Consider the following 26,220-nt stretch of genomic DNA (forward strand, 5'->3'; position numbering starts at 1 on the left):
CCCGTGCGGCTAGAGCCGCGCCCCCTTCAACGTCATGTGCAGCAGCAGCCGGTCCTCCCCGTCGTCGAGGTCCAGTCCCGTCAGCTGCTCGACCCGGGACAGCCGGTAGTACAGGGTCTGGCGGTGGATGCCCAGCTCCGCCGCCGTGCGGCCGGCCTGCCCCGCGCAGTCGAGATAGACCTCGGCGGTGCGGGCCAGTTCCCGCTGGGCCGGATTCAGCAGGGCCTGTACGGCGGGGTCGTGGGCGACCGTCGGCGGCAGCGAGGTGAGCAGGCGGTACGGGCCGATCCGGGACCACTCGGCGACCGGACCGAGCCGGGGTTCCGCCAGGGCGGTCCGGGCCGCCGCCGAGGCCTCGCGCCAGGCGGTGGCCAACTCCGCGAGGCCGGTGCGCGCTTCCGCCACGCCGGCCGCGCCCTCGGACGCCTCCCGCAGCAGCCGCGCCGCCGTGGTCAGCGCGGGCCCGCGCACATCCGCCGACCGCAGCCGCACGAGTACCGCGAGGCTCTGCCCGGTCGCGCCCCACGGGAGCGTGCACAGCGCCGTCGCGTGCGGCACCGCCCGCGCCGACGGGGCGCCCTCCGGATCGGCCGACCGCCAGGGGGCCACGCACACCACCGTGTGCGGGCCGTCCGCGCGGGCGCCCAGCGCGGTGCGCAGCTCCGCCACCGCCATGTCGTGCTGCCACCCGCGCTCGGCGGTCAGCACCGCCCGCAGTTCCCGGGAGAGGTCGGCGCCGTGCTGCGCCTCGTCCGCCAGCAGCGCGCCGATCCGCGCGGTGACCTGCATGGCGGCGGCCAGCTGCGGGTCGGAAGGGCCCGGGTCGTCGTCCAGCAGCCACACGTAGCCCAGGACGACACCCCGATGGCGTACGGGCAGACAGATGCGCCCCCGGTACACGCCCGCCTCCGGCGTCGGCGGGATCCGGACCGGACCGGCCGCCCGCGTGATGCCGAAGCCCTCGAACCAGGTCCGGACGGCCGCGGTCGATCGGCGGGTCAGGATCGAGCGGGTGCGGACCGGGTCCAGCGCCGCGGCGTCCAGGTCGTCCTCACTGGCGTACGCGCCGAAGGCGATCAGCTCGAAGTCGCGGTTCTCCAGCGTCGCCGGAGCGCCCAGGAGCTCCGAGATCTCGTCGACCAGCTCCTGGTAGTCACCCCGGTTGAATGGCCCGGTATCCGACGTCACCCGGGCATTCTCCCGCATTTCCCGGGCACGTTCATACATCTGTCTGAGATCGGGGGCGCGGATGCGTGACAGCTGTCGATGGCCGACGATCGAAGAGATCCCTAGGTTTCACGGTGGTTCTCCGTGCCGTACCCGAATCGTCGGGCAGCGGCCGTTCTGGTGCTTGTCTGTGGAGGTGCCCCGTGCTGGGTCCCGTGATTCTCGCCGCGTCGCGCAGCGACCGGATGCGACGCCTGATCTCGGCGGCCCCGGTCACCAAACAGGTCGTCGACCGGTTCATCCCCGGCGAGACCGTCGGCGACGTCGTCCCGATCATCGAGGACCTGACCGCCAAGGGTCTCGAACTGACCATGGACGTGGTCGGCGAGGACATCACCACCCCCGAGCAGGCCGCGGCCGCGCGCGACGCCTACCTGGAACTGGTCGGCCGCCTCAAGGAGCTCCAACTCGGCGAGCGGGTCGAGATGTCCGTGAAGCTGTCGATGTTCGGCCAGGCGCTCGACGGCGGCCACGAGCTGGCCCTCGCCAACGTCCGGCCGGTCGTCGAGGCCGCCGCCGCCATCGGCACGACGGTCACGCTGGACGCCGAGGACCACACCACCCTCGACTCGATGTTCGCGATCCACGAGGAGCTGCGGAAGGACTTCCCGCAGACCGGCTGCGTCATCCAGGCCTACCTCTTCCGCACCGAGGCCGACGCCCGCCGCCTCGCCGCGGCCGGCAGCCGCGTCCGCCTCGTCAAGGGCGCCTACAAGGAGCCCGCCGAGGTCGCGTACCAGCAGAAGCACGAGATCGACAAGGCGTACGTGCGGATCCTGAGGACGCTGATGGAGGGCGACGGCTACCCGATGATCGGGTCCCACGACCCGCGGCTCATCAGCATCGCCCAGGAGCTGGCCCGCAAGGCGGGGCGCAAGCTGGACGAGTACGAGTTCCAGATGCTGTACGGGATCCGGAGCGAGGAGCACCTGCGGCTCGCCGCCGAAGGACACCGCATGCGCGTCTACACCGCCTACGGCACCGACTGGTACGGCTACTTCATGCGTCGCCTCGCGGAGAAGCCGGCCAACCTCCTCTTCTTCGCCCGTTCGACCCTCACCAAGGGCTGAGCCCGAAACACCGCTCACTAAGGAGTTACGGAACCCATGGACGCTGTGACCCAGGTCCCCACCCCCGTCAACGAGCCGGTGCACGGCTACGCCCCCGGCTCGCCCGAGCGCGCCCGCCTGGAGGCCAAGCTCAAGGAGCTCGCCGAGAACCCGGTCGACCTGCCGATGACCATCGGCGGCGAGAAGCGGATGGGCGGCGGTGAGGCCTTCCAGGTCGTCCAGCCGCACGACCACAAGGCCGTCATCGGCACCTACCGCAACGCCACCCAGCAGGACGCGCAGGACGCCGTCGACGCGGCCCTCGCCGCCGCGCCCGCCTGGCGCGCGATGTCTTTCGACGACCGCGCGGCGATCATCCTGCGCGCCGCCGAGCTGCTGGCCGGCCCCTGGCGCGAGACCCTCGCCGCCTCCACCATGCTCGGCCAGTCGAAGACCGCCCAGCAGGCCGAGATCGACTGCCCCTGCGAGCTGGTCGACTTCTGGCGCTTCAACGTCCACTACGCCCGCCAGCTCCTCGCCGAGCAGCCGCCGGCGAACTCCCCGGGCGTGTGGAACCGCATGGACCACCGCCCGCTGGAGGGCTTCGTCTACGCGATCACCCCCTTCAACTTCACCGCGATCGCGGGCAACCTGCCCACCGCCCCCGCGCTCATGGGCAACGTGGTCGTGTGGAAGCCGTCCCCGACCCAGACCCACGCCGCCGTGCTGCTGATGCAGCTGCTGGAGGAGGCCGGTCTGCCCAAGGGCGTCATCAACCTCGTCACCGGTGACGGCATCGAGGTCTCCAAGGTCACCCTGGAGCACCGGGACCTGGCGGCCATCCACTTCACCGGCTCGACCAGGACCTTCCAGTACCTGTGGAAGACGGTCGGCACCAACATCGAGAAGTACCGCACCTACCCGCGCCTGGTCGGCGAGACCGGCGGCAAGGACTTCGTGGTCGCCCACCCGAGCGCCGACCGCGCCGTGCTGAAGACCGCGCTGACCCGCGGTGCCTTCGAGTACCAGGGCCAGAAGTGCAGCGCGACCTCCCGGGCGTACATCCCGGCGTCGATCTGGAACTCGGGCTTCAAGGAGGAGTTCGCCGCCGAGGTCGACCACCTCACCATGGGTGACGTCACCGACTTCTCGAACTTCATCGGCGCGGTCATCGACGAGCGTGCCTTCGCCAAGAACAAGGCGGCGATCGACCGGGCGCAGGACGACCCGTCCTGCACGATCGTCGCGGGCGGCTCGTACGACGACTCGGTCGGCTACTTCGTCCGCCCGACCGTCATCGAGTGCACCGACCCGCAGAACGAGGTCTTCACGACCGAGTACTTCGGCCCGGTCCTCGCCGTGCACGTCTACGAGGACGACAAGTACGACGAGATGCTCACCCAGATGGAGTCCGTCTCCGACTACGCCCTCACCGGCTCGGTCATCTCGGGCGACCGCGCGGCGACCGCGTACACGATGGAGAAGCTGCGCTACGCGGCCGGCAACTTCTACATCAACGACAAGTCGACCGGCGCCGTGGTCGGCCAGCAGCCCTTCGGCGGCGGCCGTGCCTCCGGCACCAACGACAAGGCCGGCGCCCCGCAGAACCTGATGCGCTGGACGCTGACCCGCGCCATCAAGGAGACGCTGGTCCCGCCGACCGACTACACGTACCCGCACATGGGCTGACACTCCTTCGCGCGACGGGCCGGGCCGAGTTACTTCGGCCCGGCCCGTTCGCGTGGCTTGCGGGAAGCGGTCGAGGCGGCGCGCTGAGCGGGCCGCGGTGAGCCGGAGCGAGCCGCGGCCCCGGCGCCGCACCCGCGGTGCCCCGGCGCGGTCGCCGTCTCAGATAGTAGGAAGTCCGAGTAATTGTAGAGACAGGCGCGCGCTCCTCGCTTAGCGTTGTAGAAGCCGAACGTCTCGCTCGATCAAGCGAATGGCGGTCGTGAGCCGGGCCCCACGCAGGCAACCCCTGCGGCCTTCGCTCCCCGCCCCTTCCGGCGTCTCGTAAACCGTTCCGCACTCCCGGATCTCGAAGGAGTCGATTTCCCATGGCCGAGACGACCGTCCGCCGCCGAGTCCGTCACGTCTCCCGCACGAGCGAGTCCGACCGCAAGAACGCCGCGGCCGCACTCCAGCGCGCCCTCGACCGCCGTGACAACGGCGGCGAGACCGGCCACTGAGCCGGACTCGCTGAGCCGAATCCCCAGTACCGGGAGCCGCGCCCGCCGGGGTGCGGTGCGGGGTCTATGCCCCGCGCCGCACCTCGAAATGGTCGATGCGCCTGCCGTTCTCGTCGAGCGCCGACACCGTCAGCCGCGGCGACGCTCCGCCGGCCGCCTCCACGGACAGCAGCGAGAAGCCGCGGTAGCGCACCCGCGACCAGGCCACCGTCTCGGCGTGCTGCTGCCGTGACGCCGTCCAGTGGAAGGTGTCGACCGACTCGCGGTCGGCGACCCGCCCCTCGTAGCTCTCGTCGGCTCCCGCCGGGAAACCGTAGAGGTCCTTGCCGCCACCGCCCGCGGTGACGTACACGATGCCGTCCCGGGTCGGATCGGTGGACCCGCCGACCGGCACCGGCCTGCCCACCGCGCCGTTCTTGACGGCGTCGGTCCGCTCGTACACGTGGTTGTGCCCGTTGATCACCAGGTCCACCTGGTGCCGGGCGAACAGCGGCAGCCACTCGGCGCGCACCCCGCCGTCGGAGGCGTGCGCGGAGGTCGAGTAGGCGCAGTGGTGGAAGAAGACCACCACGAACTCGACGTCCGGCGCCGCCCGCAGCTCGCCCAGCCTGCGGTCCAGCCAGGCCGTCTGCCGGCCGTCGGTGTACCCGCGGTTGGCGGGGATCTCGTACGACACGTCGTTCGCGTCCAGCGCCACCACGCCCACGTTGCCGTAGACGAAGGAGTACACGCCCGGCGCGGTGCGCGGGTCGAAGCCGGTGTCCGGGAGCGAGAAGCGGGCCAGTTGCCCGCCGTAGCCGTCCGGGGAGTACCAGGCCTCCATGTCGTGGTTGCCGGTGGTCACCATCCACGGCACGGACCGGGCGACCGGCTCGGTCTGCCGCAGGAACAGGTCCCAGTAGCCGGGGTCGTAGCCGTCCGACGTCTTGCCCTGCCCGTTCGCGTCCGCGTAGCAGATGTCGCCGGCGTGCAGGTGGAAGGCCGGTTCGCGGGCCAGCAGCACCCGGTCGGTGGCGGTGGCGGCCCGCGACACGCCCTGGTCGCCGAACGCGGTGAACACGAACGTCTCCGGGTTCGCGGGTGCCGTGCGGAACGAGGCGATCGTGGCGCGGTGCCCGGCCGCGGCCGGGTCGAAGCCGTCGTGGCCGACGCCGTAGTAGTACGTCGTGCCGGGCAGCAGTCCGTCCAGGGCCGCGTGCACGTAGTACTGCTCCACGGCCGGGCGCACCCCCGCCACCCCCGGGGTGCGCAGGGCGCGCATCTCGGCCCCGATCCGCCGGCCCAGATCGTCCGGCCGCGCCCCGAGGCGCAGATACGGGCCGCGCACCGCGGCCGGCACCTGCCAGGAGACCCGCATCCCGGTCCGCGGGTCGGCGCCGAAGGCGAGATGCCGGCCGAAGGGGACGACGGCGGAGCCGGGGACGCGGGAGGTCACCGCGGACGGACCGGCCGTCGTGGCGGACGGGCCGGTGGACGAACCGGCCGACGGACCGGCGGTCGTGGTGCCGGTGCCCGCCCCGGAACAGCCGGTCAGCAGCCCGCCCGCCACCGCGTCCGCGCTCACCAGGGCGCGACGCCGGGTCAGTTTCGCGCGCAGGTACTCGTACTGCTCCGCCATGCTCATCCGGCGGGCGAGCCGCGGCGGGATACCGACGTCGGGGAGGTCCATGTCCGTGAACTTCCCGGCGAACGCCGACACCCGCCCCTCGCAGGGGTGAACACAACCCGACGGAATGACTCCGTCCGCCATCGAGGTGTCCGGATGACGGACACCCTGTGTCATCCCATGGGACGAGGAGTAGGGTGCCCGCATGTCTCGCAGCATCAATCTCGCAGTGATCCCCGGTGACGGCATCGGCCAGGAGGTCGTGGCCGAGGGTCTCAAGGTCCTCTCCGCCGTCCTGCCGCAGGATGTGAAGCTGGAGACCAAGGAGTACGACTTCGGCGCCCAGCGCTACCACGCCACCGGTGAGACCCTCACCGACGCCGACCTCGAAGCGCTCAAGAAGCACGACGTCATCCTGCTCGGCGCGATCGGCGACCCGTCGGTGCCGTCCGGCGTCCTGGAGCGCGGCTTCCTGCTCAAGCTGCGCTTCGCCTTCGACCACCACGTCAACCTGCGTCCGTCGAAGCTGCTGCCGGGTGTGGCCACGCCGCTGGCCGGCCAGCCCGAGATCGACTTCGTCGTGGTCCGCGAGGGCACCGAGGGTCCGTACACCGGCAACGGCGGCACCATCCGCAAGGGCACCGAGCACGAGGTCGCCACCGAGGTCTCCGTGAACACGGCCTTCGGTGTCGAGCGCGTGGTGCGCGACGCCTTCGCCCGGGCCCAGGCCCGCCCGCGCAAGAAGCTCACGCTGGTCCACAAGAACAACGTGCTGACCTTCGCGGGTCACCTGTGGACGAACATCTTCAACCAGGTGGCCGAGGAGTTCCCCGAGGTCACCACCGAGTACATCCACGTCGACGCGGCGACCATCTACCTGGTCACCCAGCCCGAGCGCTTCGACGTGATCGTCACCGACAACCTCTTCGGCGACATCATCACCGACCTCGCCGCTGCCGTCTCCGGCGGCATCGGCGTCGCCGCCTCCGGCAACATCGACCCGAGCGGCGACTTCCCGTCCATGTTCGAGCCGGTGCACGGCTCGGCCCCGGACATCGCGGGCCAGGGCAAGGCCGACCCCACCGCCACGGTCCTGTCCGTCGCGCTCCTGCTGCGACACCTCGGCTACGACGCCGAGGCGACCCGGATCGAGGACGCGGTCTCCGCCGACCTCGCGGAGCGGGCCGCGCTGCCCGCCCGCAGCACCACCGAGATCGGTGACGCCCTCTCCGTACGAGTAGCCGGCTGACCCGCCGCGCCACTCGAATCACTCGAAGCCGCCGGGTCGCATCAGCACCCGGCGGCTTTTCGTATGCCTCGCCGGGTGCCACCATCAACCCTGGGCCGCATTCACCCCGTTTTCTTCCGCCGCGGGCCTCGCGCGATAATCGAACGCGGAGCCGCGGTATGAGGGAATGCTCGGACGTCCTATCACTGGCCACCGGCCGTGCGGGCGTGAGCGCGGCCCGTCACTACAACCGGTGAAGGACACCTACTCATGACGACGCCCACGATCGAGCTGAAGCCCTCCGCCAACCCGCTCTCCGCCACCGAGCGCGAGGCGATCCTGGCGAACCCCGGGTTCGGCCGCCACTTCACCGATCACATGGTGACGATCAAGTGGACCGAGGGCCGCGGCTGGCACGACGGTCAGCTCGTCCCGTACGCGGCGATTCCGCTCGACCCGGCCACCAACGTGCTGCACTACGCCCAGGAGATCTTCGAGGGGCTGAAGGCCTACCGCCGCCCCGACGGCTCCGTCGCCACGTTCCGCCCGGACCAGAACGCCAAGCGCTTCCAGCGGTCCGCCGGCCGGCTCGCGATGCCCGAGCTGCCGGTCGAGACGTTCATCGAGGCGTGCGACCTGCTGGTCCAGCAGGACAAGGGCTGGGTGCCCGCGCACGGCGGCGAGGAGTCCCTCTACCTCCGTCCGTTCATGATCGCGACCGAGGTCGGCCTGGGGGTGAAGCCCGCCAACGAGTACCTGTTCATCGTCATCGCCTCCCCGGCGGGCGCGTACTTCCCCGGCGGGGTGCGGCCGGTCTCCATCTGGGTCTCCGAGGACCGCGTCCGCGCCGTCCCCGGCGGTATGGGCGACGCCAAGACCGGCGGCAACTACGCGGCATCCCTGCTCGCCCAGGCCGAGGCCGCCGCCAAGGGCTGCGACCAGGTCTGCTACCTCGACGCGGTCGAGCACCAGTGGGTCGAGGAACTCGGCGGCATGAACCTGTACTTCGTGTACGGCGACAGGATCGTCACCCCGACCCTCACCGGTTCGATCCTGGAGGGCGTCACCCGCGACTCCCTCCTGGCCGTCGCCCGCGACCTCGGCTACCGGGCCGAGGAGGGCCGCGTCTCCGTCGACCAGTGGCAGCGCGACGCCGAGAAGGGCACTCTCACCGAGGTCTTCGCCTGCGGCACCGCCGCCGTGATCACCCCGGTCGGCACCGTCAAGCGGGACGGCACCGAGTGGCAGCAGTCGGGCGGCGAGCCGGGCGAGGTCACCATGAGGCTGCGCCGGGCCCTGCTGGACATCCAGCGCGGCACGGCCGAGGACAAGCACGGCTGGATGCACGAGCTCGCCTAGGGCGTGTGCCGAGGGGTTCTAGACCTCGCTGTGTGTCAGGGCCGCCCCGGACTCCGTGTCCGCGGTGGCCCTGTCGCGTTCCGCCCCGCCCGTCCACAGCAGGTACGTCACCCCGCCGACCAGTCCTGACAGCAGGAAGCTGCAGTCCACCCCGCCCGTCAGCGACAGCAGCGGGCCCTCGTACGACGGCAGGGAAACCGCCAGCAGGCCGACGGCCGCGCCCAGCGCCCAGGAGGCGGTGGCCGGCAGGTTCCAGCCGCCCCGGTACCAGTAGATCCCGCCCCGCGCCCGGCGGTTGAAGACCTGGAGGGCGTCCGCGTCGTACCGGCCGCCGTTGCGGGCGAAGCCGATGAGGGTGATGACCGCCCAGGGCGTGCCGATCGCCGTCAGCAGCAGCACGAAGGACGTCATCGCGGACTGCGCGTTCCACGCGTAGTGCCCGGCGAAGACGCAGGCCGTCGCCACGACCGCCACCGTCACCGTGGCGCGGGCCCGGGAGGCGCGGGGCAGGATGGCGTCCAGGTCGAGGCCCATGGAGTACAGCATCAGGCCCGCGTTGCCGACCGAGCCCGCCGACGCGGCGACCAGGAGCGGCACCAGGTACCAGCCGGGGGAGGCGGAGACGAGCGGGCCCGCGTAGTCCAGGGCGGCGCCGGCCGCGTACGCCGTGAAGGTGCCGAACAGTTGCGGGACCAGCAGGCCCAGGGCCAGGCCGAGCCAGGTCGCGTGCAGGACCCGGCGGGAGGAGTGGCGGGCGGGGGAGATGTAGCGGGTGTAGTCGCCGAGCAGGGTGATGAAGGCGATCGGGCCGGAGAGACCGGCGGCCACCGTCGCCAGGAACCAGGTCGGCCAGAACCCGCCCAGCAGATAGCCGCCCGTCTCCGGCAGCGCGGCCGTCGTGAAGTGCGGGGCGTACGCGATCACGCCCAGCACCAGCAGGGCCGTCATGCCGATCGCGAGGACACGGGACATGGCGAGCAGGACCCGGTAGCCGTAGACGGCGCCGGCCACGGTGGCGGCCGCGAGCAGCGCGTACACCAGGGCGTACGACGCTCCCGAGGCCGTCAGCCCGAACAGCCGGTGCAGGACGTCGACCATGACGTCACCACCGATCCACACCGTCAGCGCGGTGTAGCCGAGGGCGAGCAGCAGGCCGACCACCGAACCGACCAGCCGGCCACGCACCCCGAACTGGGCGCCGGAGGAGGTCGAGAGGTTGGTCGCCGTGCGCAGGGAGACCAGCGCCAGCGGGGCCGTCAGGGCCGTGCCGACCGCCGTGCCCGCCACGATCGAGCCGACCGACGCCCACCAGCCGAGCCCGAAGGACGGCGGCAGCCAGCCGAAGATGATCACGCCGAGGCAGAGGTTGGAGCCGAGCAGGATCGAGACGAGATCGCGCGGACCGCTGGTCCGCTCCTCGTCGGGGATGGTGTCGACCCCGCGCTGTTCTATCGGCATGGCTGGTCTCCTTCGACGAACCTCGGAACGGTCGGGCGGTTTCCGGGTGACGACGGCCGGGCGGCGTCGTCCGGGCGACCGTGTGTGAACGATCGCGTGTGAGCGGCAATGGCTGAGCGGCACTGGTTGAGCGGGAATGTTTGAGCGACGTTCAATGTGACGGGTACGAAGGTCGGTCGTCAATGTTTCGGTTGCGTGAGTCCGGCGTTTAGAGTGATGCTCTAAATGTCAGGAAGGCAAGGAGGTGCCGCGTCGTGAGACTCACCCCCACCGAACGTGACCGGCTGCTGCTCTTCGGGGCCGCCGAACTGGCCCGCGCCCGCCGCGCCCGTGGCCTGCGGCTGAACGTGCCGGAGGCGACCGCGCTCATCGCGGACACCGTCTGCGAGGCCGCCCGGGACGGGAAACGGCTCGCGGAGGCCATCGCCGCCGCCCGGTCGGTGCTCGGCCCGCACGACGTGCTGCCGGGCGTCGCCGACGTGGTCACCGAGGTGCACGTGGAGGCCGTCTTCGACGACGGCTCGCGGCTCGCGGTCGTCGGCGACCCGATCGGCGGCGGCGGACTGGGCGAGGGGGGACCGGGCGCGCTGCTGCCGGGACCCGAGCACACCGAGCCCGAGGCCGTCGTCCGGCTGACGGTCACCAACACCGCGACCGTCCCGGTCTCCGTCACCTCCCACTTCCACTTCTTCGAGGCCAACCCGCGCCTCGACTTCGCCCGTGAGCGGGCCTACGGGATGCGGCTGGCGGTCCCGGCCGGCTCCTCGGTGCGCTTCGGCCCGGGGGAGAGCGCCGAGGTCGGGCTCGTGCCGATCGGCGGCGAGCGGATCGCGATCGGCTTCGCCGGTCTGGTCGACGGGGCGCTGGACGCGCCGGGGGCCCGGGAAGAGGCCCTGCGCAGGGCCGCCGCCTGCGGATATCTGGGAGCAGAGGCATGAATCCCTACGAGTACGCCGCCACCCACGGCCCCCGCGCCGGCGACCGCGTCCGGCTCGGCGACTCCGGGCTGACCGTCCGCGTCGAGTCCGACGCCCAGAAGTACGGCGACGAGTTCCTCGCCGGCTTCGGCAAGACCGCCCGCGACGGCCTCCACCTCAAGGCGGCCGCCGTCCGCGCCACCTGCGACGTCGTGATCAGCAACGTCGTCGTGATCGACGCCGTGCAGGGGATCCGCAAGGTCTCGATCGGCATCCGCGAAGGCCGGATCTGCTCGATCGGGCGGGCCGGCAACCCCGACACCCTCGACGGGGTCGACGTCGTGGTCGGCACGGGCACGTCCATCGTGTCGGGCGAGGGACTCATCGCCACCGCCGGGGCCGTCGACACCCATGTCCACCTGCTGTCGCCGCGCATCATGGAGGCCTCGCTCGCCTCCGGTGTGACGACGATCATCGGGCAGGAGTTCGGACCGGTGTGGGGCGTCGGCGTCAACTCGCCGTGGGCGCTGCGCCACGCCTTCAACGCGTTCGACGCCTGGCCGGTCAACATCGGCTTCCTGGGGCGGGGTTCGTCCTCCGATCCGGCCCCGCTGATCGAGGCCCTCGCCGAGGGCGGCGCGTCCGGTTTCAAGGTGCACGAGGACATGGGCGCCCACACCCGGGCGCTGGACACGGCGCTGCGCGTCGCCGAGGAGCACGACGTCCAGGTCGCCCTGCACAGCGACGGACTGAACGAGTGCCTGTCGGTCGAGGACACCCTCCGGGTCCTGGAGGGCCGCACCATCCACGCCTTCCACATCGAGGGCTGCGGCGGCGGACACGTGCCGAACGTGCTGAAGATGGCGGGCGTGCCGAACGTCATCGGCTCCTCCACCAACCCCACTCTCCCCTTCGGCCGGGACGCGGTCGCCGAGCACTACGGCATGATCGTCTCCGTCCACGACCTCAAGCCCGACCTGCCCGGCGACGCCGCCATGGCCCGCGACCGCATCCGCGCCGGGACCATGGGCGCCGAGGACGTGCTGCACGACCTGGGCGCGATCGGCATCACCTCGTCGGACGCGCAGGGCATGGGGCGGGCGGGGGAGACCGTGCGCCGTACGTTCGCGATGGCCGGGAAGATGAAGGCCGAGTTCGGCGCCCCCGAGGACCACGACAACGAACGGGTCCTGCGCTACATGGCCAAGCTGACCATCAACCCCGCCATCGCCCACGGCCTCGCGCACGAGGTCGGCTCGATCGAGACCGGCAAGCTCGCCGACATCGTGCTGTGGCGGCCGGAGTACTTCGGCGCCAAGCCGCAGCTGGTGCTCAAGGCCGGCTTCCCGGCGTACGGCGTGGTCGGCGATCCCAACGCCGCCACCGACACCTGCGAACCGCTGGTGCTGGGCCCGCAGTTCGGCGCGCACGGCACGACCCCCGCCGACCTCTCCGTCGCCTTCGTCGCCCGCGCCGCGCTCGACCAGGGCGGCGACGGGCTGCCGACCCGCCGCCGCCGGGTGGCCGTGCGCGGCACCCGCGGCATCGGCCCGGCCGACCTGCGCCTCAACTCCCGTACCGGAGCGGTCGACGTCGACCAGCGCACCGGACTGGTCACCCTCGACGGTGAACCGGTCCGGTCCGAGCCCGCCGACTCGGTCTCCCTCAACCGCCTGTACTTCCTCTGAAAAGGACTTCCCCCATGTCCGCAGCCGCCGACGGCTTCCGCATGCCCGCCGAGTGGACCCCGCACGAGCGCACCTGGATGGCGTGGCCGGGACCCAACCCGACCTTCGACGACCCCGAGGACCTCGCCGCCTCCCGCCGGGCCTGGGCATCCGTCGCCCGCGCCGTGCGCCGCTTCGAACCGGTCACGGTGGTGTGCGGACCGGGCCAGGCCGCGGAGGCCACCGCACTGCTGGGACCCGGCGTCGAGTACGTCGAACGCGAGCTCGACGACGCCTGGATGCGGGACATCGGCCCCACCTTCCTCACCGACGGCGAGGGCGGACTGGCCGCCGTGGACTGGACGTTCAACGGCTGGGGCGCCCAGCACTGGGCCCGCTGGGAGCACGACGCGAAGATCGCCGGGCAGGTCGCCGACCTCGCGGGGGCACGGACGTACGCTTCGGAACTCGTCAACGAGGGCGGCGCGATCCACGTCGACGGCGAGGGGACCGTGCTGCTGACCGAGACGGTGCAACTCGGCCCCGAGCGCAATCCGGACTGGACGAAGGCGCAGGTCGAGGCGGAGATCCATGCCCAGCTCGGCACCCGCAAGGCGATCTGGCTGCCCCGCGGCCTCACCGGCGACTACCCTCCGCACGGCTTCGGCACCCTCGGCCATGTCGACATCGTCGCCGCCTTCGCGCGGCCGGGCGTGGTGGTCGCCCACCACCAGCCCGACCCGGCGCACCCCGACCACGAGGTGACGCGGGAGGCCATCGGCCTGCTGAGGGCGCAGACCGACGCGCGCGGCCGCCGGCTGGAGGTCGTCGAGGTGCCCGCGCCGACCGTCCTGGAGGCCGACGGCCACTGGGCCGACTACTCGTACATCAACCACTACCTCTGCAACGGGGGTGTGGTGCTGTGCGGGTTCGACGACCCGCGCGACGAGATCGCGGCCGGTATCTTCCGCCGTCTGTTCCCGGAGCGGACGGTGACGCTGGTGGACGCCCGTACGATCTTCTCCGGTGGCGGTGGCGTTCACTGCGTCACCCAGCAGCAGCCGAGGGTCCAGGAGTAGGTGGGAGCAGGGATGGCCGGTGCGGCACGGGCGCGCAGGAACGCGCCGCCGCGCGAGGAGGTCCTCGCCGCGGCCATGGACATGATCGCCGAGCGCGGTCTCGAGAAGCTCACCATGGCGGCGCTCGGCCGCGAGGTCGCCATGAGCAGCGGCCATCTCCTGTACTACTTCCGCTCCAAGGACGAGCTGCTGCTCCAGGCCCTGGAGTGGAGCGAGGGCCGGCTGGGCGCGGAGCGCGGTCGGCTGCTCGCCGGGCGCGGCTCGGTCCGCGAGCGCCTCGACGCGTATGTCGACCTGTACGTCCCCGACGGCCACCGCGACCCGCACTGGACCCTGTGGCTGGAGGTCTGGAACCGCTCGCAGAACGCCGACGACGACGCCCGTGACCGCCAGGCCGCCATCGAGGGTGCCTGGCACCGCGACCTGGTGGCGCTGATCGCCGAGGGCATGTCGCGGGGGGAGTTCCGTACGGTCGACCCGGATCGCTGCGCGGCCCGGCTGCGGGCGCTGCTCGACGGCTTCTCCATCCATGTGGCGATCGGGCTGCGCGGCACGGACCGGACGCAAGTTCTCGGCCACGTACGGGAGTTCCTGGACGAGAGCCTCCTCGCGGACAGCTGAGCGTACGCCCTGGTTGTACGCAATACGACGGATTGACCCTGTAGCGCTCGGTGCGTTTGCCTCGAAGCGAGCCCTCGGCGCGGGCCGGGGGTGAAGCGTCCACGGGGACCTCAGGGGGAGACATGTCCAGAGTTTCAGCTGCGTCGGGCCTGTGCTCAGGGTTGACGCTGCTGCTCGCACTCACCGCGACGCCTGCGTCCGCACTCACCGCGACGCCTGCGTCCGCACTCACCGCGACGCCTGCGTCCGCACTCACCGCGACGCCTGCGTCCGCACTCACCGCGACGCCCGCGTCCGCACTCACCGCGACGCCTGCGTCCGCCGCACCGCGCGCCCCCAGGGTGGAGAGGGTGAGCACGGCCGCCGACGGCACCCAGGCCGACGGGCCGTCGAACGACGCCGCGATCAGCGCCGACGGCCGCCACGTCGCGTTCACGTCCACCGCGCCGAGCTTCGGCTGCGCGCAGTTCTTCCCGTGCCTGCTCGTGAAGGACCTGGCCGCCGGCGGCCTCACCAGGATCGACCTCGGCAGCGGTTACACCTACGGCTCACCGAGGATGAGCGCCGACGGCGGCCGGGTCGGCTACTCCGCGGGCGTCCGGTTCCTGGTTCCGTACCTGTACGACCGCGCCACCGGCCGCTCGGAACAGCTGTGGCCCGAGAACCCGCCCGGCCGCAACGAACTGGGCCGCGTCGAGTCGATCAGCCCGGACGGCACGCACGTCGCGTACACCATCGGCAACCGCAGCGGCCCGCAGGGCTCTCGGCTCCTGTACGTACGTGACACGGCCACCGGCACCGACGAACTGGTCTCACCCGCCGAGGAGGGCTCGAAAGGCGGGGCCTCGGTGAGCGGCGACGGCGAGCGGGTCGCCTACCAGCTCCCGGGCCTCACCGAGGACGACCCGAGCGACGTCTTCGTCAGGGACCGGGCGACGGGCGAGCGGACGCAGGCCGACACGGGTCTCGGCGCCGCGGAACTGGTCCGCGTCACCGCGGACGGCCGCCGCGTCCTCCTCGACGCCGAGAACGGCGTGTACGTCCACGACCTCCGCACGGGCGAGTCGCGGCGCGTGGCCGAGGGGCGGGCCTTGTCGGCCACGGCTGACGGCCGGTACGCCGTCGTCGCGGGCGAGGACGGCGTGCGGGTGCGCGATCTGCGGACCGGCCGGCTCGGGGCGGCTCTCCCGGCGGACGCCCAGCCGGGCACGGACATGCTGGCTGCCGAAGGGCGCGCGGTGACGTTCGGTTCGGCGGCGTCGCACCTGGTGGCGGGCGACACCAACAGGGAGTCGGACGTTTTCGTCCTCTCGGGCAGGCTCCGCAAGAACCCCGCCCCGATGCCGTCCGTCACCGAGCGGATCAGCATGACCTCGGACGGGCGGCAGCGGCCGGGGGCGTCCTACGACCCGGCGATGGGGGAGGGCAAGGTCGTCGCCTTCACCTCGCAGGGGACCGACGACCCGAAGGACACGGACGTGTTCGTCGACGCCGGCGGCGGAGTCTCCCGGGTCGACTCCGGTACTCAGGGCCCCGCGCACCAGGGCACGCCCTGCTCCAGCGGACGCATGGTCGGCTATGTGGCGCCGTTCGAGCCCGACGGCGGACCGGGCGTCCACATCCGCAACCGCGCGGTCGGCAAGCTGAGCAGCCTGGGCTCCTACCAGGGCGTCCGCTTCACCTGGATGGGACAGCCCAGCGTGGACCCCGGCTGCCGGTGGATCGCCTACGCCGCCACACTGCCCCCCACCGACGCCGACCCGCACCCGCGATCTCGCGTCTACCGCTTCAGGCTCGACGGCGGCACCACTGATGTGGTCAGCGCGCTCAGGGGTGAAGCGGCGGCCAATCCGTCGATCAGCGACGACGGCCGGTACATCGCCTTCGAGCAGGGTGGCCGCGTCTGCGTGCGCGACCTGGACACCGGCGCCCTGGAGACGGCCGGAGCGGAGGGGCACGCGTCGGCACCCTCCCTCAGCGCGGACGGACGCAAGGTCGCGTTCCGGCAGGGCCGGAACGTCCACGTCGTCGACCTCGACACCGGGGCCACGACTCGGGTCGAGGGAGCGGAGCCCTCGCTGTCCGGGGACGGCACGCATGTCGCGTACACCTCGGGCCGTTCCGTTTACCTGCTCGAGATCGCCACCGGCAAGAGGCAGTTGATCAGCGTCGACCGCTGGGGCGGCCGCAACGACCTCCCGGCACGGCACCCCTCCGTCAACGCCGACGGCACCGTCGTCGCGTTCCAGTCGGCGTCGCCCGATCTGGTGGAGGGGGACACCAACGGGGTGTCGGACGTCTTCCTGCGGACCGTGCGATGACGACGGCCCTCCAGGTCCCGCCGGACCGGACCGCCGACGGCGGCGACACGTCCGTACGGCGACCATGGTGACCAGCGGAGTGCTCGCATCCTGAGACGCTCGGTGAGCACGGGGGCGGATTGTGCCAGACTTCCCCCGTGCTCTCGTTCGCCATGATTATTGGCAGCAGGCGCGCCGGTCCGCAGTGACCGCCACGTACGACCAGGTACGGGCGGCCATCGTGTCCTCGACCCGCGCGCAGACCTCTCGCACCCGCGAGAGGTTTTTCGTTTTCCTGGCCCACCTTCAGCCGGGAGGCAAGTGCGAGGGACCATGGGGGGACGGTGGAGCCGGTCATTCCGGTAGACCGAGATCCAAAACAGGAGCCTTGACACCATGACGGAAACCAGCGAGCTCGACGACTCGTTCCACGTCTTCGACACGACCCTGCGCGACGGCGCCCAGCGGGAGGGCATCAACCTCACCGTCGCCGACAAGCTGGCCATCGCACGGCACCTGGACGACTTCGGCGTGGGCTTCATCGAGGGCGGCTGGCCCGGCGCCAACCCGCGGGACACGGAGTTCTTCGCCCGCGCGCAGCAGGAGATCGACTTCAAGCACGCCACGCTGGTCGCCTTCGGCTCCACCCGCCGGGCGAACGCGAAGGCCTCGGAGGACGCGCAGGTCAAGGCCCTGCTGGAATCCGGCGCCCCGGTGATCACCCTGGTCGCGAAGTCCCACGACCGGCACGTGGAGCTGGCGCTGCGCACCACGCTGGACGAGAACCTGGAGATGGTGCGGGACACGGTCTCCTTCCTGCGCTCCCAGGGCCGCCGGGTCTTCGTCGACTGCGAGCACTTCTTCGACGGCTACCGCGCCAACCCGGAGTACGCGAAGGCCGTCGTCCGCACGGCCGACGAGGCCGGCGCCGACGTGGTGGTCCTGTGCGACACCAACGGCGGCATGCTCCCGGCCCAGGTCCAGGCGGTCGTCGCCACCGTCCTCGCCGACACCGGCGCCCGGCTCGGCATCCACGCCCAGGACGACACGGGATGCGCGGTCGCCAACACGCTGGCCGCCGTCGACGCGGGCGCGACCCACGTCCAGTGCACGGCCAACGGCTACGGCGAGCGCGTCGGCAACTCCAACCTCTTCCCGGTGGTCGCGGCGCTGGAGCTGAAGTACGGCATGCAGGTCCTCCCCGAGGGCGCGCTGCGCGAGATGACCCGCATCTCGCACGCGATCGCCGAGGTGGTCAACCTGACCCCGGCCACCCACCAGCCCTACGTGGGAGTGTCGGCCTTCGCCCACAAGGGCGGCCTGCACGCCTCCGCGATCAAGGTCGACCCGGCCCTCTACCAGCACATCGAGCCCGAGCAGGTCGGCAACACCATGCGGATGCTGGTGTCGGACATGGCGGGCCGCGCGTCCGTCGAGCTCAAGGGCAAGGAACTCGGCATCGACATCAGCGGCGACCGCGCACTGGTCGGCCGGGTCGTCGAGCGGGTGAAGGAGCGCGAGCTCAAGGGCTACACGTTCGAGGCGGCGGACGCGAGCTTCGAGCTGCTGCTGCGCGCGGAGGCCGAGGGCAGGGCCCGTACGTACTTCGAGGTCGAGTCCTGGCGCGCGATCGTCGAGGACCGCCCCGACGGCTCACACGCCAACGAGGCCACGGTCAAGCTCTACGCCAAGGGCGAGCGCATCGTCGCCACGGCGGAGGGCAACGGTCCGGTCAACGCCCTGGACCGGGCCCTGCGCGTGGCCCTGGAGAAGATCTACCCCCAGCTCGCCAAGCTGGAGCTGGTGGACTACAAGGTCCGCATCCTGGAGGGCAAGCACGGCACCCAGTCCACGACCAGGGTCCTGATCTCGACGTCGGACGGCACCGGCGAGTGGTCCACGGTGGGCGTGGCGGAGAACGTCATCGCCGCCTCCTGGCAGGCGCTGGAGGACGCGTACACGTACGGGCTGCTGCGGGCCGGGGTGGAGCCCGCGCGGTAGCCGGTGTCTCAGCAGGAGTCCTCGGCGAGCCGCTCGAACTCGCCGAGGCTCATGGCCCGGTCCTCGGCCCACACCCGGCCGGGCCCGAGCCGGCGCAGGTCGGCGGCGCGGAACGTGACGAGGCCGGTGTACTCGTAGTTGTACTCGGCCTTCATGAAGCCCAGTTCGTACGTGTACCCCGGCACCAGCCGCTGCCGTCCGGCCGGCCGCGCCCGCCAGGCGGCCGGGGGCGAGAACAGCGGGAACGCGGCGTCGGCGATGTGCCGCTCGCCGGGGACACGCCAGCCGGAGAGGCCGGACGCGGAGTCCGGCTCGTCGTCCGCGGCGGCGGCCGGCGTGCCGCGAAGGCCGAGCCCCTGTACGAGGTCGTCGCCGCACGGCCGCACCAGCGCCCACGGGCCGCCCGAGGCGTCCAGGTAGACGGCCGCCAGGGGGCGCAGTTCGGCCCCGCACCCGCTCAGCAGCGCCAGCGCGCCGATCGTGCCCGCCAGTGCCGCCGCCAGCCGTCGCACCCGGGCTCCCGCCAGCCGTCGCACCCGGGCTCCCGCCCGCCGTCGCACCCGGGCTCCCGCCCGCCGTCGCACCCGGGCCGACGTCCCGCTCGGCACGCGTCGCCGACCCGGTCGTCGAAGCCGGGTCCGGCTCATCGCGCGGCCGTCCGCCCCGACCCGGCCGGGGCCCGTGAACTCCAGGACGTACGCGCGGCCGGGCAGCGGCTTTTGCTGTCCGGCCGCCTTCGTACGCCGGGCGGCGGGCGGGTGAAGAGGGGGAACGTGGGTCGGGGCGACGTCGCCATACCCACCGAGCCCCGCCGCCGTACCCACCGCACCCGCCTGCTTACGCCGCACGACCGCCCCCTTCGCCCCCGTGGAACGCGGGGACCTACTGCAGGACCTACTGCAGATGCCACTTCTGGTTGGCGGCCCCGGTGCACGACCAGATCTGCGCCCGCGCCCCGTTGGCGGACGAGTTGTCCGTCACGTCGAGGCACTTGCCCGCCGCCGTGTTCACCACATCACCGGTCGTGGCGTTGTACGACCACCGTTGCGCACCGGTTCCATTGCAGTCGTACAACTGGACCTTCGCCCCGTCCGCCGTCGACGCCGAGGCCACGTCCAGGCACTTGCCGAGCGCCCGGACCGAGCCGTCGGCCTGCGCCGTCCATCGCTGCGCGGTGGACCCGTTGCAGTCGTACAGCTGCACCGCGGTTCCGTTCGCCGTCGAACCGCCGGCCACGTCCAGGCACTTGCCCGCCAGCCCGACGAACGCGCCCGACTGCTCCCCGCCCCCGCCCTGCGTCCCCGACCAGGTGAAGGTCGCGGACGTCTTGCCCGGAAGCGAATAGGTCGCGTGCTGTGAACCCCAGTTGATGGTCACGGTCTTCGCGGCCGACCCGTCGTTGTACGCGATCAGGGCCTTGCTGCCGTCCGGATTGCGCCACGCCACGTTCGGCACGGCCGCCGACGCCGTCGACGCGATCCGCTGCGCCCCCGGCCGTACGAACTTCGTCAGATGGCCCATCGTGTAGTACTCGACGGTGTAGTCGACCGTGCCGCTCGCGCCGCCGCCGTTGTGCACCGTGATCAGCCCGGTGCAGGTCCCGCAACCGCCGTTGTGCGGCCCCATGTTCTGGTCCACCGCCAGCGACCACTTGGTCACCGACTTCGCCCAGTTGCGGGTGTAGTCGACGATGTTGAGCATGTCCTCACGCTGCTGGTTGGCGATCCACGTCCCGCCCGAGTGCTCGGTGCCGAACGCGTCCAGCTGTGCGTACTGGTTGTGCACGGACGTCTGCTTCGTGACGTCACCGCCGTAGCCGTGCCACGCGATGCCCCCGAAGTTCGGATGCGACCGCACCGCCGCGTCGTCCACCGTCTGCGCCGCGTACGAGTCGTACACGTCCCAGTTCCAGTCGTGCGCCAGCACCTTCGTCGACAGCCCGGCCGCCGCGAGCTTCGGCAGCAGCTCGCTCTTGGTGAAGTAGGCGAGACCCGACGCGTTCCAGCTCATCGAGGGATACCCGGAGCAGCAGGTCGGCTCGTTCTGCGCCGTCACATAGGAGACCGGCACCCCCTGGTCCCGGTACGCCTGGAGGTACTTCACGAAGTACGACGCGTACGCCCCGTAGTCCTCCGATTTCAGCCATCCCCCGTTGAGCTGGCCGCTGTCCTTCATCCAGGCCGGCGCGGTCCACGGCGAGGCCATCACCGTCAGCGAGGGGTTCAGCTGGAGCGCCTGCTTCGTCAGCGGCACGACGTCCGCGAGGTCGTGCGCGATCGAGAACTTCGCCAGCGAGGCGTCCGTCTGCCCGGCCGGCACGTCGTCGTACGTGTACCCGTACCGCGCCAGGTCCGACGCGCCCATGGGATTGCGCAGGAACGACAGCCCGATCCCGTCCGTCGGCGAGAACAGCTTCCGCATGGTCGCGTCCCGGGTCGCCTGCGACAGCGCCCCGCTGCTGTTCATCAGCCAGGCCGCGGTGTCCGTGAAGGACGCGCCGCCGCCGGTGAAGGTCTGGTACCGGGTGTTCTCGTCGACGGTGATGTTCTCACCGCCGCCGCCGGCACCCGCCTGGAAGGCGAACGGGGCCTGGGCCTGGAGCCCGCGGACCACATGCCGTCCGCCGCTGTCGTCGGTGGTGGTCAGCCAGGCCGTGACCTGCTCGCCGGCCGCGTGGGCCGGCACGGCCGCCGTGAACCCGGCCGTGGTGAGCAGTCCGGCGATCAGCAGCCGTACCGCTCTGGTGGATCTCCTCATGGAGCGCCGCCCTTCTGGAGGTGGGGGTGGGGAGGCGTTGCGAGCCGTGAGTAAATGACGGCTTCGTATACCCGTCAAGGGGTCGCGCGTTCACATTCCGAAGAGACAACACCCCTGTTCTGGCCGGGCGTTGCTTGTGTACCGGTTCTGACGTGAAGTCTTGACGCCCGCATGGCACCCCAGTTAACTCACGCCGTGATCTAAGTCATGAGAGCACTATGAGAGCCGAGGGAAGGTCCATGCGAAGAACCGCCCTGCTCGTCTCCGCCACCTTGTTCACCGCGCTGCTGCCGCTGACGGTCGTCGGCACCGCGGCCGGCGCCGACGACCCGCCCCCGGTCCCCGTCGACCGCTTCGAGGGCGAGGTCCCGTTCGCGGGGCAGCCCGCCGAGGGCATCTTCACCTGGGGCAGCGACGCCGACGACCAGCCCGCCCTCCAGTTCGCCGACCGCCCGGACGCCCCCGAGGGCGCCAAGGTCCTGGCCGGCACCTACAACATCAGCGGCTACGGCGGCTTCACCCACGACTACGCCGCGACCGAGCCGGCCCACGACTGGTCCGCCCGCAAGGGCATCCGCTTCTGGTGGGACGGTCAGGCCAACGGCAAGAAGATCGCCTTCGAGATCAAGGACGGCGGCGCCAACGGCGAGGCCTCGGAGCTCTGGACGACTTCCTTCACCGACGACTTCAGCGGCTGGAAACAGATCGAGATCCCGTTCGCCGACTTCACGTATCGCACGGACTACCAGCCCGTCGGCGGCATCGACCACGTCCTCGGCCTCACCGGCATGTGGGGGTACGCCCTCACGCTCCCCGTCGGTGTCCAGGGGCGGTTCGCCATGGACGGCGTCGAGCTGTACGGCAGGGCCGACCAGTCCCTGCGCGCCTCCGTCACCACCGACTCCGCCGTCCACCCGGTGAAGGAGGGCGGCACGGCCACCGTCGCGGTCACCGTCGCCACCACCGGCTCGGTGCCGATCGACGAACCCGTCACGGTCACCTACGAGACGGCCGCCACCGGCACCGCCACCCCCGGCAAGGACTACACCCCGGTCACCGGCACGCTCACCTTCCCGGCCGGTACCGCCTCCGGGACCTCCCGCACGATCCGGGTCCCCACCCTCAAGGACAAGACCGCCGAACCCGCCGAGACCATCCCGCTCAAGCTCACGGTCGGCGGCGCCAAGCCCCCGGCCGAGACCCCGCAGGTCGTCGTCGACGCGCACGGCCTGCCCTACCTCGACGCGAAGCTCCCGGTGAAGAAGCGCGTCGCCGACCTCGTCTCCCGCATGAGCCTGCAGGAGAAGGCCGGCCAGATGACCCAGGCCGAGCGCGGCGGGCTCACCACGCCCGGTGACATCGCCGCCTACGACCTCGGCTCGCTCCTGTCCGGCGGTGGCTCGACCCCGACGCCCAACACCCCCGCGGCCTGGGCGAAGATGATCGACGCCTTCCAGCTGCGGGCCCAGGCGACCCGTTTCCAGATCCCGCTCGTCTACGGCGTGGACGCGGTCCACGGCCACAACAACCTGGTCGGCGCCACGCTCATGCCGCACAACATCGGCATCGGCGCGACCCGCGATCCCGCTCTCGCCGAGAAGACCGGAGCGGTGACGGCGGCCGAGGTGCGGGCCACCGGCATCCCCTGGGACTTCGCCCCCTGCGTCTGCGTCACCCGTGACGAACGCTGGGGCCGCTCCTACGAGTCCTTCGGTGAGGACCCGGCCCTCGTCGAGTCCATGGAGACCGTGATCCAGGGCCTCCAGGGGCGGGCGAACGGCAAGGATCTGAGCCGCGACGACAAGGTCCTCGCCACCGCCAAGCACTTCGTCGGCGACGGCGGCACCGAGTTCGGCTCCTCCACCACCGGCAACTACACCATCGACCAGGGCGTCACCAAGGTCACCCGGCAGCAGCTGGAGGCCGTCCACCTCGCGCCGTACCAGACCGCCGTCGACCGCGGCATCGGCACGGTCATGCCGTCGTACTCCTCGCTCGACATCGCCGGTGACGGCCTGGGCCCGGTCAAGATGCACGCCCGCGCCGACATGATCAACGGCGTGCTCAAGGACCGTATGGGCTTCGACGGCTTCGTCATCAGCGACTGGAACGCCATCGACCAGCTCCCCGGCGACTACGCCTCCCATGTCCGCACGGCGGTCAACGCGGGCCTCGACATGATGATGGTGCCGTACTCGTACAAGGACTTCAGCGCGACCCTGGCCGCTGAGGCCGGGGCGGGCCGGATCAGCGAGGAGCGGATCGACGACGCCGTCTCCCGCATCCTCACGCAGAAGTTCAGGCTCGGCCTCTTCGAGCACCCCTACGCCGACACCAGCGGCGCCGCGCAGATCGGTTCGACGGCCCACCGCGCCGTCGCCCGGCAGGCGGCCGCCGAGTCGCAGGTGCTGCTGAAGAACGCCGGCGGGGTCCTGCCGCTGAAGAAGTCGCAGAAGGTCTACGTCGCCGGTTCGAACGCGGACGACATGGGCAACCAGACCGGCGGCTGGACGATCACCTGGCAGGGCTCGTCCGGCGACATCACCCCGGGCACGACCATCCTGGAGGGGATGCGCGAGGCCGGCGGTGACGTCACGTACTCCAAGGACGCCTCCGCGCCCACCGGCGGCTACGACGTCGGCGTGGTCGTGGTCGGCGAGACCCCGTACGCGGAGGGCGTCGGCGACGTCGGCAACGGCAACGACCTGGAGCTGACCGCCGCCGACCAGGCCGCCGTGGACAAGGTGTGCGCGGCCATGAAGTGCGCGGTGTTGATCGTCTCCGGCCGCCCGCAGCTCGTCGGCGACCGGCTCGGCGACATCGACGCGCTGGTGGCCTCCTGGCTGCCGGGCACCGAGGGCTCGGGCGTGGCGGACGTGCTGTACGGCAAGCGCCCCTTCACCGGACAGCTCCCCGTCACCTGGCCCAGGTCCGAGGCCCAGCTGCCGATCAACGTCGGCGACACGGCGTACGACCCGCAGTTCCCGTACGGCTGGGGCCTGACGACGCTCGGCCGGGCGCCGGAAGGCGGCCAGACGACGCTGAAGGCGCTGGGGATCGCGGCAGCCGTCGCCGACCGGGCCCACGCGCAGGAGGCGGGACGCGCGCTCGTCACCAGGGCACGGCTGATCGTCCAGCAGAAGGTGGGGCAGAACATCACCGCGGCGGTGGCGAAGCCCTTCGCCGACGCGGACCACCTGCTCCTGACCGGACGGTACGGCGCGGCCGTGCAGAAACTGCTGGAGGCGTATCGAGCGGCCTGACTTACGGGCTGCGCCTGCCACGGGCTTGAATGCCCGGTTCTGGGAGGCTTCGGGTAGCTTCGAACCATGAAGGCCGTCGTACGGACCCGAAGCCTCCCCGGACTGGTGCTGGCCCTCCTGCTCGCCGCCCTGGCCGGGGTGTGGGTGCACGCAGCCCCCGCCTCGGCCGACACCAGCGTCTCGGCCGTCGCGCAAGCCCTCCGAAAGAGTCCCGTCTACGTCGACCCGGCAGCCGCCTCGCAGCTGTCGGCCGCCGACGCGGACGCGCTGACCCGGCAGATCGAGGGCGCCGACAAGCCCCTGTTCATCGCGGTGCTCCCGGCCGGCTATCCCACCCGGAACCTCTTCACCGACCTGCGCACCGCCACCGGCGTCACCGGTCTGTACGCGATCCGCCTCGGCGACCGGTTCGACGCCCGCGCCGACTCCTCCGTCCTGTCACGCACCGCGGTGGCCAACCTCGTCACCAGCGTCGGGGACGAGCGCGACACCAAGACCCAGCTCGCCGACTTCACCGGCCGCGCGCTGACCAACATGGGCGGCTCGGCGCCCTCGACCTGGGGTTCCTCCGGTGACGGCGGCGACGTTCCGACCACCGGGCTGATCGTCGTGGGCGCCGTCCTGGTGGCGGGCGGCGCCGGTGCCTACGGGCTGGTCCGCCGCAACCGCCGGCGCCACGAGGAGGAACAGCGGGCCGCCCTCGACAAGCTGCGTGTCGTGGTCGACGAGGACATCACCGCCTTCGGCGAGGAACTGGACCGGCTCGACTTCCATCCGGCGGAGGCCGGCGCCGACGACGCCATGCGCGCGGACTACGAGCGCGCGCTGGACGCCTACGAGCAGGCGAAGACGGCCATGGCCGAGGCCGGCAGACCCGAGGACGTCCGAGCGGTCACCCAGGCCCTGGACGACGGCCGCTTCTGCCTGGCCCAGCTCGCCGCCCGCCGCGAGGGCCGCCCGCTGCCCGAACGCCGGCCGCCCTGCTTCTTCGATCCCCGCCACGGCCCCTCGGTCGCCGACGTCGCCTGGACACCGGCCGACGGAGCGCCGCGCGAGGTCCCCGTCTGCGCGGCCGACCGGACCCGGCTGGCCGACGGCCGCGACCCTGTCGTCCGCCAGGTCGACACCGAGTACGGCCGCCGCCCGTACTGGGACGCGGGCCCCGCCTACGGCCCCTGGGCCGGCGGCTACTTCGGCGGCGGCATCCTCCCCGGCCTCCTGCTGGGCACCGCGCTCGGCGGCATGATGGCCACCCCGTCCTACGCGGCCGACTACGGCACCGGCTACGGCGACTTCGGCGCCGGCGGTTACGAGGGCGGTGACCTCTCGGGCGCGGACTTCGACCCGGGCGACTTCGGCGGCGGGTTCGGGGGCGGCGGGTTCGGCGACGGCGGGGGAGGGGACTTCGGCGGCGGCGGGGACTTCGGCGGCGGGGGCGGCGGGGACTTCTGACTCACGGGGGCACGACGGGGCACGGGCCCGGCGCGTGACGGCGCCAGGCC

General features: G+C 71.8%; 18 protein-coding genes. 13 read left to right on the forward strand and 5 right to left on the reverse strand.

Annotated features, from left to right (window positions below; translation table 11 throughout):
- Positions 1-9: 9 nt before the first annotated feature.
- Entirely contained in the window at positions 10-1,206 is a 1,197-nt protein-coding gene (locus ACFV0T_RS23680; RefSeq protein ID WP_385782454.1) for a PucR family transcriptional regulator, read from the reverse strand.
- 164 nt (positions 1,207-1,370) lie between these two features.
- Here ACFV0T_RS23680 and ACFV0T_RS23685 point away from each other — a divergent pair, with 164 nt between their 5' ends.
- The 3 genes from ACFV0T_RS23685 (at position 1,371) to ACFV0T_RS23695 (ending at position 4,462) form a co-directional block, all read left to right on the forward strand.
- The gene (locus ACFV0T_RS23685) at positions 1,371-2,297 is read left to right on the forward strand and encodes a proline dehydrogenase family protein (protein WP_385782457.1); all 927 of its coding nucleotides are present in this window, start codon (positions 1,371-1,373) and stop codon (positions 2,295-2,297) included.
- A gap of 36 nt (positions 2,298-2,333) precedes the next feature.
- Positions 2,334-3,965 carry an L-glutamate gamma-semialdehyde dehydrogenase gene (pruA, locus tag ACFV0T_RS23690; RefSeq protein ID WP_385782460.1) on the forward strand — a complete coding sequence of 544 codons (1,632 nt, stop codon included), beginning with the start codon at positions 2,334-2,336 and terminating at the stop codon, positions 3,963-3,965.
- Positions 3,966-4,330: 365 nt separating this feature from the next.
- Entirely contained in the window at positions 4,331-4,462 is a 132-nt protein-coding gene (locus ACFV0T_RS23695; protein ID WP_015493350.1) for a hypothetical protein, read from the forward strand.
- Positions 4,463-4,526: 64 nt separating this feature from the next.
- On the opposite strand, the gene ACFV0T_RS23700 is transcribed toward ACFV0T_RS23695, so the two are convergent.
- Positions 4,527-6,131 (reverse strand): purple acid phosphatase family protein, encoded by a 1,605-nt coding sequence (locus ACFV0T_RS23700; RefSeq protein ID WP_385782464.1) that lies wholly within the window; start codon positions 6,129-6,131, stop codon positions 4,527-4,529.
- A 142-nt stretch (positions 6,132-6,273) separates the two neighbouring features.
- On the opposite strand from ACFV0T_RS23700, the gene ACFV0T_RS23705 reads away from it, so the two are divergent.
- On the forward strand, positions 6,274-7,317 hold the full coding sequence (locus ACFV0T_RS23705; protein ID WP_385782466.1) for a 3-isopropylmalate dehydrogenase: 1,044 nt from the start codon (positions 6,274-6,276) through the stop codon (positions 7,315-7,317).
- A 249-nt stretch (positions 7,318-7,566) separates the two neighbouring features.
- Positions 7,567-8,655 carry a branched-chain amino acid aminotransferase gene (locus ACFV0T_RS23710; protein WP_385782469.1) on the forward strand — a complete coding sequence of 363 codons (1,089 nt, stop codon included), beginning with the start codon at positions 7,567-7,569 and terminating at the stop codon, positions 8,653-8,655.
- An 18-nt stretch (positions 8,656-8,673) separates the two neighbouring features.
- Here the strand turns inward: ACFV0T_RS23710 and ACFV0T_RS23715 are convergent, their stop codons facing one another.
- Positions 8,674-10,113, reverse strand: coding sequence for a cytosine permease (locus ACFV0T_RS23715; protein ID WP_385782472.1), 1,440 nt, complete (start codon positions 10,111-10,113; stop codon positions 8,674-8,676).
- A 254-nt stretch (positions 10,114-10,367) separates the two neighbouring features.
- On the opposite strand from ACFV0T_RS23715, the gene ureA reads away from it, so the two are divergent.
- The 6 genes from ureA (at position 10,368) to cimA (ending at position 18,698) form a co-directional block, all read left to right on the forward strand.
- Positions 10,368-11,051, forward strand: a complete 684-nt coding sequence (gene ureA, locus ACFV0T_RS23720) for an urease subunit gamma (RefSeq protein WP_385782475.1) — start codon at positions 10,368-10,370, stop codon at positions 11,049-11,051.
- Positions 11,048-12,718, forward strand: coding sequence for an urease subunit alpha (locus tag ACFV0T_RS23725; RefSeq protein ID WP_385782477.1), 1,671 nt, complete (start codon positions 11,048-11,050; stop codon positions 12,716-12,718). The genes ureA and ACFV0T_RS23725 overlap by 4 nt, the downstream gene beginning before the upstream one ends.
- Positions 12,719-12,732: 14 nt before the next feature.
- Complete coding sequence (locus tag ACFV0T_RS23730; RefSeq protein ID WP_385782480.1) at positions 12,733-13,776, forward strand: agmatine/peptidylarginine deiminase; 1,044 nt, start codon at positions 12,733-12,735, stop codon at positions 13,774-13,776.
- A gap of 12 nt (positions 13,777-13,788) precedes the next feature.
- Positions 13,789-14,397 carry a TetR/AcrR family transcriptional regulator gene (locus ACFV0T_RS23735; RefSeq protein ID WP_385782483.1) on the forward strand — a complete coding sequence of 203 codons (609 nt, stop codon included), beginning with the start codon at positions 13,789-13,791 and terminating at the stop codon, positions 14,395-14,397.
- Between the two features lie 350 nt (positions 14,398-14,747).
- The gene (locus ACFV0T_RS23740; protein WP_385782486.1) at positions 14,748-16,718 is read left to right on the forward strand and encodes a hypothetical protein; all 1,971 of its coding nucleotides are present in this window, start codon (positions 14,748-14,750) and stop codon (positions 16,716-16,718) included.
- A gap of 375 nt (positions 16,719-17,093) precedes the next feature.
- Entirely contained in the window at positions 17,094-18,698 is a 1,605-nt protein-coding gene (cimA, locus tag ACFV0T_RS23745) for a citramalate synthase (RefSeq protein ID WP_385782489.1), read from the forward strand.
- Positions 18,699-18,706: 8 nt separating this feature from the next.
- On the opposite strand, the gene ACFV0T_RS23750 is transcribed toward cimA, so the two are convergent.
- Both ACFV0T_RS23750 and ACFV0T_RS23755 read right to left on the reverse strand, forming a co-directional pair.
- Positions 18,707-19,546 carry a hypothetical protein gene (locus ACFV0T_RS23750; RefSeq protein ID WP_385782491.1) on the reverse strand — a complete coding sequence of 280 codons (840 nt, stop codon included), beginning with the start codon at positions 19,544-19,546 and terminating at the stop codon, positions 18,707-18,709.
- A gap of 46 nt (positions 19,547-19,592) precedes the next feature.
- Positions 19,593-21,455, reverse strand: coding sequence for a lectin (locus ACFV0T_RS23755; protein WP_385782494.1), 1,863 nt, complete (start codon positions 21,453-21,455; stop codon positions 19,593-19,595).
- A gap of 239 nt (positions 21,456-21,694) precedes the next feature.
- Between ACFV0T_RS23755 and ACFV0T_RS23760 the strand changes: the two genes are divergently transcribed.
- Complete coding sequence (locus ACFV0T_RS23760; RefSeq protein WP_385782497.1) at positions 21,695-24,718, forward strand: glycoside hydrolase family 3 N-terminal domain-containing protein; 3,024 nt, start codon at positions 21,695-21,697, stop codon at positions 24,716-24,718.
- 66 nt (positions 24,719-24,784) lie between these two features.
- Positions 24,785-26,170: a hypothetical protein gene (locus ACFV0T_RS23765; protein ID WP_385782500.1), complete on the forward strand. Its 1,386-nt coding sequence runs from the start codon at positions 24,785-24,787 to the stop codon at positions 26,168-26,170.
- Positions 26,171-26,220 lie beyond the last annotated feature (50 nt).

Source organism: Streptomyces sp. NPDC059582, from assembly GCF_042735715.1.
GTDB lineage: Bacteria > Actinomycetota > Actinomycetes > Streptomycetales > Streptomycetaceae > Streptomyces.

Bases quoted from the DNA above. Each gene is read 5' to 3' on its own strand.
- ACFV0T_RS23680 (WP_385782454.1), bottom strand. From the start codon at position 1,206: ATGCGGGAGAATGCCCGGGTGACGTCGGATACCGGGCCATTCAACCGG.
- pruA (WP_385782460.1), top strand. From the start codon at position 2,334: ATGGACGCTGTGACCCAGGTCCCCACCCCCGTCAACGAGCCGGTGCAC.
- ACFV0T_RS23695 (WP_015493350.1), top strand. From the start codon at position 4,331: ATGGCCGAGACGACCGTCCGCCGCCGAGTCCGTCACGTCTCCCGCACG.
- ACFV0T_RS23700 (WP_385782464.1), bottom strand. From the start codon at position 6,131: ATGGACCTCCCCGACGTCGGTATCCCGCCGCGGCTCGCCCGCCGGATG.
- ACFV0T_RS23705 (WP_385782466.1), top strand. From the start codon at position 6,274: ATGTCTCGCAGCATCAATCTCGCAGTGATCCCCGGTGACGGCATCGGC.
- ACFV0T_RS23710 (WP_385782469.1), top strand. From the start codon at position 7,567: ATGACGACGCCCACGATCGAGCTGAAGCCCTCCGCCAACCCGCTCTCC.
- ACFV0T_RS23715 (WP_385782472.1), bottom strand. From the start codon at position 10,113: ATGCCGATAGAACAGCGCGGGGTCGACACCATCCCCGACGAGGAGCGG.
- ACFV0T_RS23725 (WP_385782477.1), top strand. From the start codon at position 11,048: ATGAATCCCTACGAGTACGCCGCCACCCACGGCCCCCGCGCCGGCGAC.
- ACFV0T_RS23730 (WP_385782480.1), top strand. From the start codon at position 12,733: ATGTCCGCAGCCGCCGACGGCTTCCGCATGCCCGCCGAGTGGACCCCG.
- ACFV0T_RS23735 (WP_385782483.1), top strand. From the start codon at position 13,789: ATGGCCGGTGCGGCACGGGCGCGCAGGAACGCGCCGCCGCGCGAGGAG.
- cimA (WP_385782489.1), top strand. From the start codon at position 17,094: ATGACGGAAACCAGCGAGCTCGACGACTCGTTCCACGTCTTCGACACG.
- ACFV0T_RS23755 (WP_385782494.1), bottom strand. From the start codon at position 21,455: ATGAGGAGATCCACCAGAGCGGTACGGCTGCTGATCGCCGGACTGCTC.
- ACFV0T_RS23760 (WP_385782497.1), top strand. From the start codon at position 21,695: ATGCGAAGAACCGCCCTGCTCGTCTCCGCCACCTTGTTCACCGCGCTG.
- ACFV0T_RS23765 (WP_385782500.1), top strand. From the start codon at position 24,785: ATGAAGGCCGTCGTACGGACCCGAAGCCTCCCCGGACTGGTGCTGGCC.